The sequence below is a fragment of the Microbulbifer maximicatervae (SeqCode) genome, from assembly GCF_052467325.1.
This window is the reverse complement of sequence record NZ_CP174310.1, coordinates 4889559-4904142: the sequence shown is the minus strand read 5'-3', so window position 1 is coordinate 4904142 and position 14584 is coordinate 4889559. Positions and strand designations below refer to the sequence as shown.

The 14584-nt window shown below is 51.3% G+C and carries 14 protein-coding genes; 10 read left to right on the top strand and 4 right to left on the bottom strand.

Features of this window, described 5'->3' with window-relative positions; all coding sequences use genetic code 11:
- Nucleotides 1-161: 161 nt before the first annotated feature.
- Both ACJJIE_RS21780 and ACJJIE_RS21775 read left to right on the top strand, forming a co-directional pair.
- A complete protein-coding gene (locus tag ACJJIE_RS21780; RefSeq protein ID WP_413664649.1) occupies nucleotides 162-650 on the top strand; it encodes a hypothetical protein in 489 nt (162 codons plus the stop codon).
- Nucleotides 651-738: 88 nt separating this feature from the next.
- A complete protein-coding gene (locus ACJJIE_RS21775; RefSeq protein ID WP_444892962.1) occupies nucleotides 739-1233 on the top strand; it encodes an RDD family protein in 495 nt (164 codons plus the stop codon).
- A gap of 13 nt (nucleotides 1234-1246) precedes the next feature.
- Here ACJJIE_RS21775 and lptG read toward each other — a convergent pair whose 3' ends face one another.
- Together lptG and lptF are read right to left on the bottom strand one after the other, a co-directional pair.
- Nucleotides 1247-2308, bottom strand: coding sequence for an LPS export ABC transporter permease LptG (gene lptG, locus ACJJIE_RS21770; protein ID WP_444892961.1), 1062 nt, complete (start codon nucleotides 2306-2308; stop codon nucleotides 1247-1249).
- A complete protein-coding gene (gene lptF / locus ACJJIE_RS21765; protein WP_413664646.1) occupies nucleotides 2301-3434 on the bottom strand; it encodes an LPS export ABC transporter permease LptF in 1134 nt (377 codons plus the stop codon). Before lptF ends, lptG begins: the two co-directional genes overlap by 8 nt.
- Nucleotides 3435-3623: 189 nt before the next feature.
- On the opposite strand from lptF, the gene ACJJIE_RS21760 reads away from it, so the two are divergent.
- From ACJJIE_RS21760 to ACJJIE_RS21730, 7 genes are all read left to right on the top strand, one after another.
- Nucleotides 3624-5090, top strand: coding sequence for a leucyl aminopeptidase (locus ACJJIE_RS21760; RefSeq protein WP_444892960.1), 1467 nt, complete (start codon nucleotides 3624-3626; stop codon nucleotides 5088-5090).
- A gap of 129 nt (nucleotides 5091-5219) precedes the next feature.
- Nucleotides 5220-5642, top strand: coding sequence for a DNA polymerase III subunit chi (locus ACJJIE_RS21755; RefSeq protein WP_282933987.1), 423 nt, complete (start codon nucleotides 5220-5222; stop codon nucleotides 5640-5642).
- A 24-nt stretch (nucleotides 5643-5666) separates the two neighbouring features.
- Nucleotides 5667-6527, top strand: coding sequence for a hypothetical protein (locus ACJJIE_RS21750; RefSeq protein ID WP_444892959.1), 861 nt, complete (start codon nucleotides 5667-5669; stop codon nucleotides 6525-6527).
- 173 nt (nucleotides 6528-6700) lie between these two features.
- Nucleotides 6701-9475, top strand: a complete 2775-nt coding sequence (locus tag ACJJIE_RS21745; protein ID WP_444892958.1) for a valine--tRNA ligase — start codon at nucleotides 6701-6703, stop codon at nucleotides 9473-9475.
- Between the two features lie 555 nt (nucleotides 9476-10030).
- Nucleotides 10031-10357 carry a hypothetical protein gene (locus tag ACJJIE_RS21740; protein WP_444892957.1) on the top strand — a complete coding sequence of 109 codons (327 nt, stop codon included), beginning with the start codon at nucleotides 10031-10033 and terminating at the stop codon, nucleotides 10355-10357.
- A gap of 142 nt (nucleotides 10358-10499) precedes the next feature.
- Entirely contained in the window at nucleotides 10500-10862 is a 363-nt protein-coding gene (locus ACJJIE_RS21735) for an ankyrin repeat domain-containing protein (RefSeq protein ID WP_444892956.1), read from the top strand.
- A gap of 14 nt (nucleotides 10863-10876) precedes the next feature.
- A complete protein-coding gene (locus ACJJIE_RS21730; RefSeq protein ID WP_444892955.1) occupies nucleotides 10877-11197 on the top strand; it encodes a hypothetical protein in 321 nt (106 codons plus the stop codon).
- A 142-nt stretch (nucleotides 11198-11339) separates the two neighbouring features.
- On the opposite strand, the gene csrA is transcribed toward ACJJIE_RS21730, so the two are convergent.
- Nucleotides 11340-11528 (bottom strand): carbon storage regulator CsrA, encoded by a 189-nt coding sequence (gene csrA, locus ACJJIE_RS21725; RefSeq protein WP_444892954.1) that lies wholly within the window; start codon nucleotides 11526-11528, stop codon nucleotides 11340-11342.
- Nucleotides 11529-12302: 774 nt separating this feature from the next.
- Between csrA and ACJJIE_RS21720 the strand changes: the two genes are divergently transcribed.
- Nucleotides 12303-13151 (top strand): hypothetical protein, encoded by an 849-nt coding sequence (locus tag ACJJIE_RS21720; RefSeq protein ID WP_444892953.1) that lies wholly within the window; start codon nucleotides 12303-12305, stop codon nucleotides 13149-13151.
- A gap of 319 nt (nucleotides 13152-13470) precedes the next feature.
- On the opposite strand, the gene ACJJIE_RS21715 is transcribed toward ACJJIE_RS21720, so the two are convergent.
- Complete coding sequence (locus ACJJIE_RS21715) at nucleotides 13471-14307, bottom strand: transposase (RefSeq protein ID WP_444892952.1); 837 nt, start codon at nucleotides 14305-14307, stop codon at nucleotides 13471-13473.
- Between the last annotated feature and the right edge of the window lie 277 nt (nucleotides 14308-14584).

The following is a 14584-nucleotide window of genomic DNA, read 5'->3' as shown; positions in this document are numbered from 1 at the left end:
CCTCCAAGGAAAGAGATGACTTTTTCGGACTGTCCAGTAAGTGGAGTTGTATCAGCCGCCTAATTAATTCGAAAAAATGCTTTGTTAAGGGTGACCCATAATAAATTCAACGACCGCTTGCGGCCATCGAAATGAGAAGTTGACACCCAGGGGTAAACAGAATGCTACTCTGCAGTTTCCGATTCAGCGCCAATCAACTAGTGCCAAAGACCGTTGGCCTATTTCTTCTGCCCGCGTGCTGTGTCTGTTCTGCCGATGAGTTATTTATCCCAGATTCCCATGAAACCCTGAATATGGAATCCGGCAGCCTGTTTTTTTCCGACAGTGCATTTGCAATGGATAACGAAGCCCTGGTCCAGGCCGCCGAGTACTTGCGCACCAATAGTATGAGCAACGTACAGCGACGCCTGAATTACCAGTGGCTGCAGATGCACACCAATCCAGATAAGTTTAAGCCCCTGAAAGGTGGCAAGGCATTATCCAAAATCCTGCGAATGGGTCTAGAAACGTACAAGACACAGAACTCCCGCGCCGCACGTACAGGCTTGCTCAGGTACACCAACAACGAGGGCAAGATTGGCAGCTCGGTGGACTACGGCATCTCTCTGTCCGACGACAAATTCAAGTTCTCTTTTGAGCTAGAGTTTTAGGGAGCCCCTGAACTCAGGCGCGCTACCTCTCCTTCCCCGTTTACAGGTTTGTTAGAATCTCCGCCACTTAAAACCGGCGGAGATAACCGTGAGTAGCTCGAACACCCCCAAATCCTTTCCTGAACTCCCTGTTGCCGGGGTGGGTCCACGCCTGGCCGCACTGCTCTACGACCTGCTGATACTGATGGGCCTACTGGTGGTTTACGGCTTTATCGCGCTGATGGTTGCCTCTACCGTGGTGGGCCTCAACTGCCAGCCCGCGGCAAATGACTACAACCCCTGTGTCAGCGGGCCATTCTTCCAGCTGGGCGCTCTAGCGGTTATCGTAGGGTATTACTTCTGGTCCTGGAGGGCTGCGGGTCAAACTGTGGGGATGCGCGCCTGGCGTCTGCTGCTGGCGAGCCCAAACGGAGCCCAGCTCACTTGGCGCCAGTGCATCCTCCGCGCCATCGTAGCGCCGCTATCTATTGCTTGTTTGGGACTCGGTTACTTCTCTGCCTGGGCCAGATCCGACAAGGCCACATGGCATGACCTTATCTCCGAATCCGAGGTGCGCGTACTTCCCAAGAAGTCGAAAAAGTAGAAGGCCAGGGGCCCTAACGGGCCCGCTGCAGTAAATACCATCCCGCGCCAAAGCACAGCAATATCGGTAGTAGCACCGCGAGGAAAGGCGGGAAACCAAATACCAGGGAAGATGGCCCCAGCATATCCTGGACAAACTGGAACACCAGGCCAACCACCAACCCGGTAAACACACGCAGCCCGGTGGTTACTTCCCGCAGAGGGCCAAAAATAAAGGAAATCGCCACCATCACCAGACTCGCGATAGTGAGAGGCTGCAATACTTTTTTCCAGAACTGCAACCAGTAGCGACTGGAGTCTTCACCCTTGCGATCGAGGAATTTGCCGTAAGCCCACAGATTGCGCGGTGACAGATCCGCTGGCAAAGGCACCACCAGGGCGAATAACTCTGGCGAAATCTCCGCCTTCCATTCGGTCGTAGGTAACGCCTCACTCTCGGTATGCTCACCGGTGAAGATAGTCGTGCGGCTATTCTCCAGTTCCCAGCGCTTGCCGTCAAAATGGCCGCGCTCAGCAAACTCCACCTGCTCCAGTTCTCGATCAGCACCGAAGTGGTAGCGGGTAACACCGTAAAGTTCACCATCCGGCAGTGCCGCGTTGAAGTGAACAAACTCGCCGCTGTCTTTCAGCCACAGGCCACTTTCCAGGCCGCTCGCCTCCAGCTCACCCAATGCCCGGGCTTTGTCACTCTCGGCAATTACATTGGTCTTGGGAATAACAAATTCCGCCAGGCCCAAACCCAGTAAAATCAGCAGCATAATGGGCTTCATCACCGCCCAGGTAATCCGACCGATTGAGACGCCGGCAGACCGCATAACGGTCAGCTCACTGGTACCTGCCAATGAACCCAGCCCCACCAGACATCCAACCAGGGCGGAAAAGCCCAGCTGTTCATAAATACGCGCTGGCAATGTCCAACCCACATACTTCAGGGCATCGATAAAGCCGTAATCCTTCTTCAGCTCCCCCAACTGGTCCACTAATGCAAAGACCACAGTGAGGCCAAGAATAATCATCAGCGCGCCACCCACAGCAACAATAACGGTGCGGGCGATATATAAATCGAGCTTACTCACCTGGCGACTCCTTCACACCCTCGGGCAAACGCTTGGGCGGCGCCTTGCGCCAATTTCTTCCCGCTAACAACAGCAAGCCGAGCAGTAAGAACGGCGGGTGAACCAGCCAGATCATTGCCGGATTGGAGATCTTGCCGTCCTCAATCGCCCCCCTGACACCCTGCAGGATTACCAGGTAGGTGATATACAGCAGAATGGCTGGGATCATCTTCGCAAAACGCCCCTGGCGAGGATTGGTACGGGATAATGGCACTGCGAGTACTGCAACCACCAATACCAATATCGGAAGACTGAAGCGCCAGTAGAGGTAGGCCCGCTGCTGCGGATCATCGCCTTTAAGGAGATCCAGGGTTGAAGCCGATTCCATCTGGTCCTGCAAGCGGCTGCGCTCGCGAGGCACCTCTAGAATCACCGAGTAACTGTCAAATTTCATCTGGCGGTATTCCCGCTCACCGGGAACACCCTCATAGCGAAAACCGTCGCGCAGTACCAAATAGCGCAGGCCTGTCTCAGGATCTATCTCCTGTACACCTTCACGAGCGCGGATGACAATCTGCTGGTCTGCCTCAGTTTCCTCTTCCGCACCACCCAACTCAGCCAGGAACACCCCCAACATGGTGGACTTGTCTTCACTCAGCGCATCGGCGTAATAAACCGCGCGGCCGCCCTGGGAGGACACAAATCTTTTTGGTACCAGGTGATCAAATTCGTTGCGCGCCTTTTCTGCATTTAACAGGCTGGTGGAACGCTCCATACCTGCCGGAGAGAAATACAGGCTCATGGACGCCACCACCAGCGCCAGCATCAGTGCTGGAATCATGGTATAGCCCAGCAAACGCCAATCGCTAAAGCCACAGGCGTGCAGAACCGTCATTTCACTTTCTATATAGAGGCGGCCATAGGAGAGGAGAATCCCCACAAACAGGCCCAGCGGTAATACCAGTTCCAGGAATCCCGGTAAACGGAACCCCATCAGGGAGAACAGGATATTCGCCGAAATATCACCGGCGGCAGCTTCCGCCAGGTATTTCACGAATCGGCCGCTCATCACAATTAACAGCAAAATTGCGCTAACCGCTAGCGTGGCAAACAGCAGCTCGCGGCAGAGATAGCGAAAAATAATCACAGGGCGAACAAATTCCTTGGTGACAGCGGTGTGATGGTGTCTGAATCAAAAACGAGCAAGTTTCCCTCTAGGTACAGCAATCCACAGGCAGGCGGGTTAAACTTGTGCGACGCATTATCACTAAAAATTCTTGCTATGTCTCGGCCTAGAGACATGCAATCTATTGTCAGATTTTAAGGAAAGCGAAAAATGCAGTTCTCCGCCAAGGTTGCAGATATCAGTAAACAACGCAGTGCCTGCTCTATTATTTCAGCAGATGCCAAAAATAACCTCAGCGAAAGTGGAAAAAGCCTGGATAAATTGACCGGGGGAATGATTGCAAAAATCCTCAAGCGCGGGGACTTGGGGGCCAAATCCGGCAGCACCCAGCTGATCAATCTTATCGACGTTCCCAGCGAGCGCGTTCTGGTCGTACGCACCGGTAAAGGCACCATCAGCCAGGCGGATTTCCGCAAGCTGGCAGCCAGCAGTGCCAATGGAGTAAAGAACTTTAAAGAAGCCGCGAGCTACCTCTGCGAAGTAGAGGTTGAAGGTGCCGATAATCGCTGGAAAGCACAGCAAATCGCCATGGCCGCGGGTCTGGCAAGCTATCGCTACACCCTGTCCCGCACCGATGCAAAGCCCCTGCCCCTGGCGAAATTCACCATCCACGCCCCAGAGAAAAAGCAGCTGAAAGCTATTCAAGGCGGCATGGAAGTAGGTGCCGCTCAAGCACTGGGCAGTAATGTCGCCCGTGATTTGGGGGATCTCCCAGGCAATATTTGTACCCCCAACTACCTGGTTGCCCAGGCGAAGGCGCTGGCTAAAAAACATGCAAAGCTCACCACCAGCGTGCTGGATGAAAAGAAAATGAAAGCCCTGGGCATGGGTGCTTTCCTCAGCGTCTCCAAAGGCAGCGACGAGCCCCCCGCGCTGATTGCCATGAACTACAAAGGTGGCAAGGCCAGCGAAAAACCTGTGGTATTGGTCGGTAAAGGCATCACCTTCGATAGCGGCGGCATCAGCATCAAGCCGGGCCAGGCTATGGACGAAATGAAATACGACATGGGCGGTGCCGCCAGTGTCTTCGGCGTGATGAACGCCCTGGTTGAACTGCAGCCTTCTATCAACGTAGTAGGCCTGGTTGCCGCTGCTGAAAATATGCCCAGCGGCCGCGCCAGCAAGCCCGGTGATGTTGTGACTTCCATGTCCGGCAAAACCATCGAAATCCTCAACACCGATGCCGAAGGCCGCCTGGTTCTGTGCGATACGATCACCTACGCAGCCAAGTTCAAGCCCAGCGCAGTGATTGATATCGCCACCCTCACCGGTGCCTGTGTTATCGCCCTGGGCCATCACGCCACCGGTCTCTACGCCAATAACGAAGAACTGGCCAAGAGCCTTCTCCAGGCTGGCGAAACTACCGGCGACCGCGCATGGCAAATGCCGCTGTGGGACGAATACCAGTCCTCCCTGGATTCCAATTTTGCCGATATCCAAAATATCGGTGGGCGCGAAGCCGGTTCGGTAACCGCTGCCTGCTTCCTGGCGCGTTTTGCCAAAGACTACAAATGGGCACATATGGATATTGCCGGTAGTGCCTGGAAGTCCGGCGCACAGAAAGGTGCAACCGGCCGTCCGGTTCCCCTACTGGTTGAATATCTACTGGGCAAATAAGTAGCCAAAGCGCACAATAGCCGCCGGCACCATCGGTGCCCGGCGCGCCGGGCGGTCCATTGATTAATGGGCCGCTTTTGTTTTTGGCGGCGTATCAATTTGGCCGGGATTATTTGACCAGTATCTGTAATGACTCGCATTGATTTCTATATTCTCTCTTCCGACCAACCGGAACACGCCGATGTTTTTGCCTGCCGCCTGGCTGAGAAAGCCTTCCGCGCGGGTATGCGGGTATTAATCGCGGTAGACGACCCGCAACGGGCGGAGCAGATGGATCAACTGCTGTGGACATTTCGCGAGGACAGTTTTCTGCCCCACGCCCCGCAAACTGAAAACCAACAGGCGCAAATAGAAATTAACAGCGGCGAAGACCCCGCTGATCACCACGGCTTACTGATCAATCTCTGCTCCAAAGTACCCAAGTGGTTTAGCCGCTTTGAACGCTTGGCAGAAGTTGTGATCCAACAACCGGAACCATTAAAACGGTCCCGATTGCGATTTGGTCACTTCCGCGATCGCGGATATCCGTTACAATCCCATAAGATCAATTAGAGCCTCTAACTACGTCCGAGAGTCATGTCCGGCAAAAAAAACAAACACAAGCAACGCGGACAGCAGCGCAAGCAGCCCAGTGAATTTCTGGATGAACTTAATTCACTGCACAACTTGCTTGTCACCGACGAGAACAATGAAGAAATCCCCGTGCTCAGCCAAGTGGCCAAGCAGGGTAATCCTGTAACCCCTGAGCCCCCCACACTTCCCACTATTGCCGACATACCAAAACCCAGTGGGACACCAGCTACCAGTGAGTTCGAAGATATCGATACCTCACTGGAAGATATCGACCTGCCGATTTTATTTTCACCGGTTGAAGAAGAGATGCTGGCCCAGCAATCCCTGTCGCTGGCAGAGTCTGACCTGGCTCTTTTGCGCCCGCTTCAAGAGCTGGCTGTAGAGGATGAGGAACCGCAGGCTTCCGCAGAAACCGGACAATTCGGCGAAGAGCCCGTTGAAGATAAACCGGTTGAAACACCGTTAGAGCAGATTTCCCGGGAAACCAACGCTGAAGATTCCCCAGAGGCCGAACCGAAGGGGCAGCCCGAACCGCAGCCGGAGCCCCGGGCGGAAAACCCGTTCCTGCCAAATCATATTCGCTCCCGCCTCACCGGTGGACGGCCCCTGCCAGTTGAAGAAAATACCCAAGTAACCGAAGCAACAGTGGCCCCGGCCCCTGAAGTAAAGGAAGAAGCTGAACTTCCAAGCACTGAGGCCCAAGCCGCCGAAGAAGATCCAGCCGCAGACCCTGAGCCCTCCGCCAAAGAGCGCCAGCGCCAGGAATTGATCGAACAACTCGTCGCCCAACAGCTGCCCAAACTGGAGCGCCGCCTGCGCGCCCAAATAGAACACGTGGTCGACGAGCTCGGCGTTTGGGATTAAGAGACGGTCTAAGGGAGCCTCTGAATAACTCCCTAAGCTCAAATACCGCCTTTTTCCCACCAGACCCCGGCGGTATAATTGCCGCCTTTTCCGCGCAGCCCGAGCAAGCACCAGACTATCCTGAGCCAAAACGCTGTGCACGCAGTCAGTTAAACACAAGGTTTCCCGCCCGCATGGACAAAACATACCAGCCCAACGCCATCGAACAGCAGTGGTACAAAACCTGGGAGGAGAACGGCTACTTCAAGCCTTCCGGGGATACTGAGGCCAAGCCCTACAGCATTATGATCCCGCCGCCGAACGTCACCGGCAGCCTGCATATGGGCCACGGTTTCCAGGAGTCCATCATGGACGCCCTGATTCGCTACCACCGCATGCAGGGAGACAACACCCTGTGGCAAGTGGGCACCGACCATGCCGGTATCGCCACCCAGATGGTGGTAGAGCGCCTGCTGGGCGCCGAAGGCGTATCCCGCCACGACCTGGGCCGCGACAAGTTTATTGAGAAGGTCTGGGAGTGGAAGGAAGAGTCCGGCGGCACCATCACCCGCCAGTTGCGCCGCCTGGGCGCCAGCCCCGACTGGTCCCGCGAACGCTTCACCATGGACGACGGCTTCTACAAAGCGGTGCAGGAAGTCTTTATCAAACTGTATGAAGACGGCCTGATTTATCGCGGCAAGCGCCTGGTGAACTGGGACCCGAAATTCCACACTGCGATCTCCGACCTGGAAGTATTAAACGAAGAAAAGCAGGGTCACCTGTGGCACTTCCGCTACCCACTTTCCGACGGCTCCGGCCACTTGGTAGTTGCCACTACCCGCCCGGAAACCATGCTCGGCGATACCGCCGTAGCCGTACACCCGGAAGACGAGCGCTACCAGCACCTAATTGGCAAAACCATCAAGCTACCCCTGGCGGATCGCGAAATTCCGATTATTGCCGACGAATACGTCGATCGTGAATTCGGCACCGGCTGTGTAAAAATCACCCCGGCCCACGACTTCAACGACTACGAAATGGGCCAGCGCCACAACCTCGAGATGATCAACATCCTCGATGCCGACGCCCACCTGAACGACGCAGTGCCGGAAAAATACCGAGGCATGGAGCGCTTTGCCGCGCGCACCCAAATTGTCGATGACCTGGACGCCCTCGGCCTGCTGGAAAAAGTAGAGCCTCACACCCTCAAGGTACCTCACGGGGACCGCTCCGGCGCCGTGATTGAGCCCTGGCTCACCGATCAGTGGTACGTAAAAACCCAGCCCCTGGCCGATGAAGCCATCGCCGCCGTTGAAGATGGCCGCGTTGAGTTCGTGCCGAAAAACTACGAAAACATGTACTTCTCCTGGATGCGCGATATCCAGGATTGGTGTATTTCCCGCCAGCTGTGGTGGGGTCACCGCATCCCCGCCTGGTACGACAACGAAGGCAAAGTCTACGTTGGCCGCAGCGAAGAGGAAGTGCGCGAGAAGCACAACCTGGGCGCCGACATCAGCCTGCGCCAGGACGACGACGTACTCGACACCTGGTTCTCCTCCGGCCTGTGGACCTTCGGCACCCTGGGCTGGCCAGAAGATACCGAAGAATTGAAAGCCTTCCACCCCAGCTCCGTACTGGTCACCGGCTTCGATATTATTTTCTTCTGGGTTGCACGCATGATGATGCTGACCCTCTACTTCAAAAAGGAAGTACCGTTTAACACCGTGTACGTGCACGGCCTGGTGCGCGACAACCACGGCCAGAAGATGTCCAAATCCAAGGGCAACGTAATCGATCCTATCGACCTGATCGACGGTATCGACCTGGAGAGCCTGGTACAGAAACGCACCAGCGGCCTGATGCAGCCGCACCTGCGCGAGAAGATCGAAAAGCAAACTCGCAAGGACTTCCCCGAAGGCTTCTCAGCTTTTGGTACCGATGCCCTGCGCTACACCTATTACTCACTAGCTTCCACCGGCCGCGACATCAAGTTTGATGTGGGCCGTATCGAAGGCTTCCGCAATTTCTGTAACAAGATCTGGAATGCCTCCCGCTACGTACTGCAAAACTGTGAAGAGCACGATTGTGGACAGGACGGCAGCACGGATTTCGAACTGACCATCGCTGACCGCTGGATTATTTCCCAACTACAGCGCACCGAGATTACCGTACGCGAAGCGATGGATACCTACCGCTTCGACCTCGCCTCCCAGGCCCTATACGACTTTATCTGGAGCGAGTACTGCAGCTGGTACCTGGAACTATCCAAACCGGTACTGTGGGACGACAACGCCTCCGACGCAGTGAAGAAAGGCACCCGCCGTACCCTGATCCGCGTACTGGAAACCATTTTACGTCTGGCCCACCCGCTGATGCCGTTTATCACCGAAGAAATCTGGCAGCGTGTAAAAACCCTCGCCGGTTCCAACGGTGACACCATTATGCTGCAGCAGTACCCAGAGGCCGATAACAGCAAGATCGACGAGGAAGCGGAAGCGGCTGTTGCCTGGTTGAAGCAGGTTATTGAAGGCGTGCGTAATATTCGCGGTGAAATGAATATTTCCCCAGCGAAGAAAATCCCACTGATCCTGCGCGGCGGTTCCAGCCGTGACCAAGAACTGCTGGAGCAAGCCCGCAGCCTGCTGATCAAACTGGCGAGCCTCGAAGAAATCACCTGGCTGGAAAGCGGTGAAACTGCACCCGCCTCCGCCACTGCCCTGGTAGGCGATATGGAATTGCTGGTACCCATGGCCGGCCTGATCGACGTTAAAGCCGAGAGTGCCCGTCTACAAAAAGAGATTGATAAACTTTCCAAAGAACTCGCACGAGTTGAAGGCAAACTCAACAATCCCAAATTTGTGGACAAAGCCCCCGAAGCCGTTGTTGCCAAGGAGAAGGACAAGCTTGCAGAAATGAAAGGTGCTCACGAGCGTCTACAACAGCAACTTGAGGAAATCAGCAACCTTTAATGGTTCTGGTTATCCGCTCCATTAAAGAGCGGATCTGATTTAAAAAAGGGGGCTCTGCCCCCTTTTCTTTTTTTGATATAAATCAAACTACCCCTTCTAGCCCTAGTGCCTTTCGATTTTCTATCAACTTCAGAATCCGAGTATCTGCCCAATGTACCTGCATCGCTTATGGGTTTGCCAGCTTTAAAAACAACTTTACCCAAGTGGTATGCGACCTAAAGCGCTTCAAGCACCAAACCATTTTTCAACCCTCCTAAGTACCTGATAAGAAATCAACATGATATTCTATTGGTTTGACTGCTATTTTTTATATAGGTTCTGATTAAAAACTCTAGGTACGACAGAGAGTTAGAGAAAGTCTATTAATTGGGGATAGTGGCCAAAGTGATCATTTTTACATTTGGGACAAGAGTTCAGGCTTGTTAGTAATTTATTCATCCCTCAAGATTTTTGCGCACTTCTTCGTTAGATTGATTCCAGGGGTGCAATCATGGTAATAGTGGCCAGAATAATTACTATATAAATTTTGTAAGCTTAAAATAATTATTTTGCGGAATGAATAAAGATAAAAAGAAACGACAGCTTCAAAAAAGACAACGTAGGCAATATAGAAAATATATCTATGCCCTTTGCCGAAAGGCATCAAAGGGAAATGATATAGCTGCGGCTGAGTTAGAGTCGCAAATGAAAGAGAAAAAGCTAGCCAATTGGGCTGTAAAGCATTGGCTTAAAATGAAAAAGATTCCTTTACAGTCACCGCCTAGGAAAGAGAAGGAGACATTGTCACCAGAAGAGCAGGCTCACAGAAGACGGTTTCAGCAAATGGGATTCCATGAGGGTGCAAAAGTTGCTGGATCAAACTTGCGAAAAGTAACTAAGTGAGTTTTGGAGCCGGTAATTGAGTCGGCTTATAACCAGAAAATGAAGCCGACGGCCAAGTCTGTACATTTTATGCGATCGCTACGCTCCCATTTTGAGCAAAATTTGCACAGAGTTGGTCGCAGCTGATTGCGGCGTTAAGTATATGAGAGATCTTGAAACAATATTCAGGGAAATAGAAAATGTCCCAGACTTTATGAGCCACAGTATAACCGATGTCTCATATAGAAATGGATACGGAGATACCCCATTGCATATTGTCTCCAATTGGGGAGACTGCGAAGCAATAGAACTATTGGTTTCGGCGGGCGCCGATATAAATTCTATTGGAGAAACAGGTTATACGCCTTTACATTGTGCGGCGGAACAAAATTGGCCTCGAGCAGTAGCTAAGTTACTAGAGCTCGGAGCAAAGATACTAGAAGACAAAGACGGCCTCACGCCGTTAGAGTTAGCTGTATTAGTAAGCAGCAAGGACGCTGAAGATGTTCTATCTAAAACCACTTAACAAAGGCAGCCAAAGTGGGCCGTAAAAAACACGGCCCGGACTCACATCGCTCGCCTTTACTGCCGGCGCTACAAATCCATATGAGTAATGAAAAATTAAGGCATAGTTGTAGGCAAAATCAGTACGAAGATGCTGAAATTTTCTATGAAAAAATTAATCGGGTGGAATGGGGCTGGGTTCTTTCGCAGTGGCAAACTGCAACTGAATTTGATATTGAGGATGGTTATGAAGGGGAAGTTGGCTCACAGATGTGCTCTCATCACCTCCTTATAAGATACTGCCCATTTTGTGGTGAAGATCTTGAAAATAAGAGAGAGATACATGGTAGTTTATAACAAGCTAATCAACTTCGCGCGTGAAAGACACGCTCCAGGCAGCTTACGATACGCTCCAGCTGCCAGTTATTAGAACGTTAACCCTTTCGCCTAGCGGACTGAACACGCCAACGCGCGCCCTTGCTTAGGGCGCTCCGTAATCTCAACCAACTCCATCCCCCAACACCCCCTCCTTTTGCAAACGTCTATAGATTTCCTCACGGTGAACGGGTAGAGATTTGGGAGCACGTATGCCTATCTTTACCTGATTACCCTTAACTTCCAATACCGTAATTGAGACGTTCGCTCCAATCCGTAAGTTTTCACCCTTCCGGCGCTTTAAGATCAACATAATTGCTTCCTATTAACACTCAAACCATACGTAGACCTCCCTTAATGGAAGGATTTGAAAGTAACTGTTAAGGAAGCATCAGGTGGAGCACGAGAACGGTAGGCATAGAGGTAGAAAAGGCAGACGCAACGCTTCCAGAGCCAGGGAACATGCCCCAAACTACTGAATGGACTCCACTTTATTGAAGACGAGCGGGTTTCTAGCGTATGATCCATATAGCCATTTTGATAGTCTAGTTATCAATTTGGTTAGCTGGCCCCAGGTGTTAGCGCACCTTGGGTCAGCGCCTTTTACTTACTCTTACGTCACGCTACCGTTCTCCTTTGAGGGAATGGTTTTTAGAAAATTCTGGATTCTCTCGAATCTCTTTGGTCATCGGCCTTCAGAAGGCTGTTTAATGTCGACCCAAATACCAACAAATATCCATCGATTTTACGCAGCTTTGACACTAAAACAAACTGAATAAAATCCAATAAGATTATTTTTGTGCCTATATTTTTTATTTCTCACGCTTTGGAACGCAGAAGCAATAGATCACCCCTAGCAGTTGTGTTTTGATGCTTTTATATACAGCTTGTTGTTTTTCTGTGCTCTCGATTTCGAAGATCAAGAGCAGCCGCAATATATCCACTAGAATAATTGTCCACCGGTGCAGACTAAGATACTGATTTATATATTACTTTCTGGCTAGAGGGTTTTTCTACTCTTGGGATATATTGACTGGTGATATAATGCAGCCTTTTTCGAATACACAGCTAGGCATAGGAGATAGCATTGGCAAATTTCGTTACCGGAATTGATGATATAGGAACCATGAATGCCAAATGTTCTGGCTGGACAGTTATATCAATTGATTATTCTCTTGTTGGAAAATTCGAAGAGGAAGCTCGGAAAATTCTTCAATCAGCCAAGTTGAAAAGTTTTCATGGAAAGGAATTTAAACGCAAGAAAGCAGATTCTTACACTGCATTTCTAAAGCTTGTCCGATCTACGTTAGAGTCAGGCAACGGTTTCGTTAGCTGCACCCTGCTTGGAAAAGATTGGAAATCAGATTTTGAGAGTTTCTGCAATAATGTAATTGGGGGTTCTTTTACTCGAGCTGGAGTCACTGCAGGAGAGATTACGGAAGCATCAAAAAATATCGCTGCTCCATTATTTACTTATCAGAGGCTGGCCTCCGTAAAATTAAGGGGGGGAAGCACCCAAATTCAAATAGACCGTCATGTACTTATAGATCAGCTTAAATCATCGAAGGTGGGCGTGAGCGGAACTGAATTCTCGGGGCAGCTGCCCATAGTAGCTGCGCTTCGAGCGTACGGTCGAGATAGATTTCCACACGCCCCTGAAATTGAGCGGGAAGGTATCTTAATCTGCCCAGACGAAGAATCAATCTTGGTGCAAGCTGCGGATATCATAGGCAACTTCTCAACAGCATTTGCCTTCAAGAAGCTTGGAAAAAAATCTAAGTCGAATGATCTTAAATGTTCTGTCTTTGAGGAGGCATTTGGAGATCTCATCAATCTTGATGACTTTCCTGGTTCAGTAAAGCTAAATGGTGATGATCTTGAACTAGAGGAAGGTAGAGCGTCATTTACTTTTAGCATAGGCGGCGCAGATGCCTAAATCGGGTAGCCGGTAGTTTCTAGCTACCGACCCCCACACTACCCATCGTGCGATTCCCCAATAGGCGGTTCCCTATCCGTAATAAATCTCTATCCAAAGATAGTATCGAGCAAGGGCAATCTAGAAGGGCAATCTAGGACAGCCAATGACTAGAGAGTGGTGCCGGCAATAGAGCTAGCTCCCTCTCTGGCGGCTCTTTCTCTTTGGTTTACAGGTAAAGGAGATTAAATACTTGGAATTGGCCTTCAGGCTATTGGGATCGCTGTTTTTCGATAAAAGGGCGGTAATCGTGCTGTTGAGTACTTGAGGCCGGGGTAGATTAGCAGGGCGTAGCTGAGAGGAGGCGCCGACAGTCGCTTATACCATGTACCCAGCGTTTATCGAGTTGAGCACAAACTTTTTGTACAACTTCTACCGATCCCACCAAGCCTTTAAAGCGGCTTTCAAAGTTCCGGCTGAGATAGAGCCAGTGCTTGGGTGAAATGCCGAGTCGCTCCAGAATAGGAGGTATGTTTTCGGCAATACAACCCCGTTTTCTTGGGTCTAAATGCCGGCCGCTCCAGTCCACTAACTCCAAATAGTGATCCAGCTGGAAAGGAAGCCCTTTCGGCATATTCAAACGCTCACCGCCGACAAACGGAAGTAGATTTTTGGGCTGCTTACCTGAGACTGCCGCACGAATACGCTGTTGAATCGAAGTGTAATCAGACTCTTCAGGTATCTTGGCAATATTGGCACGGATGGGGTTAAGGTCTACATAGGCCATACAGGCGGCGAGTGCTCTTTCATCCAGTAAAGCCTGAGACTTGAACCGGCCCTCCCAAAAGCGGCCGGTACAGTTGTCTTCAGCATTGGCCTGGCGGGCGATGGATTCATTTAAACAGCGCATAAACCAGCTGATATCCATTAGACGCTCCCGCCATAGGGAAACGACCTCTTTTAGCCTGTCTTCTTCAGCGTGATCGAGAGTATCGCCCTGGAGATAGCGCTGGGCCAAGCTAGAGGCTTTGAAGGGTTTTTTCCAGCGAGTAATTACCTCTGTAAGAGACCACTTGTTAGCCGATTTTGTGTCGATATAGAGCACTATATGGTAGTGATTACTCATTACTGCATAGGCGGCAATATCTAGCGCAAACACCTCGGCTAACTTATGCATACGGCTTTCAATCCATTCGCGCCGATGCTCGTAATCTTTTCCGGATTCAGTATCTCTGCCACAGAGAAAAGCACGCCGTACACAGCGGGAGACACAGTGATAGTACGGAGTTGCATCAAGAGATATCTAGGTGCTTCGCAGTAGAGTCATCGGCTGCACGCATGCTTATATGTATAAACATACAGCATTTTGTGGAGTTTTAATCTTTTGTCAATAGGGCTGGCGGTTTATACTTTCTATTTGGTGGGTGTCCAGGATAGTTGTTCCACCCATGCTA

Coding starts and splice junctions, on each gene's coding strand:
- ACJJIE_RS21780 (WP_413664649.1), top strand. CDS start 162: ATGCTACTCTGCAGTTTCCGATTCAGCGCCAATCAACTAGTGCCAAAG.
- ACJJIE_RS21760 (WP_444892960.1), top strand. CDS start 3,624: ATGCAGTTCTCCGCCAAGGTTGCAGATATCAGTAAACAACGCAGTGCC.
- ACJJIE_RS21755 (WP_282933987.1), top strand. CDS start 5,220: ATGACTCGCATTGATTTCTATATTCTCTCTTCCGACCAACCGGAACAC.
- ACJJIE_RS21750 (WP_444892959.1), top strand. CDS start 5,667: ATGTCCGGCAAAAAAAACAAACACAAGCAACGCGGACAGCAGCGCAAG.
- ACJJIE_RS21745 (WP_444892958.1), top strand. CDS start 6,701: ATGGACAAAACATACCAGCCCAACGCCATCGAACAGCAGTGGTACAAA.
- ACJJIE_RS21740 (WP_444892957.1), top strand. CDS start 10,031: ATGAATAAAGATAAAAAGAAACGACAGCTTCAAAAAAGACAACGTAGG.
- ACJJIE_RS21735 (WP_444892956.1), top strand. CDS start 10,500: ATGAGAGATCTTGAAACAATATTCAGGGAAATAGAAAATGTCCCAGAC.
- csrA (WP_444892954.1), bottom strand. CDS start 11,528: ATGTTGATCTTAAAGCGCCGGAAGGGTGAAAACTTACGGATTGGAGCG.
- ACJJIE_RS21715 (WP_444892952.1), bottom strand. CDS start 14,307: ATGCATAAGTTAGCCGAGGTGTTTGCGCTAGATATTGCCGCCTATGCA.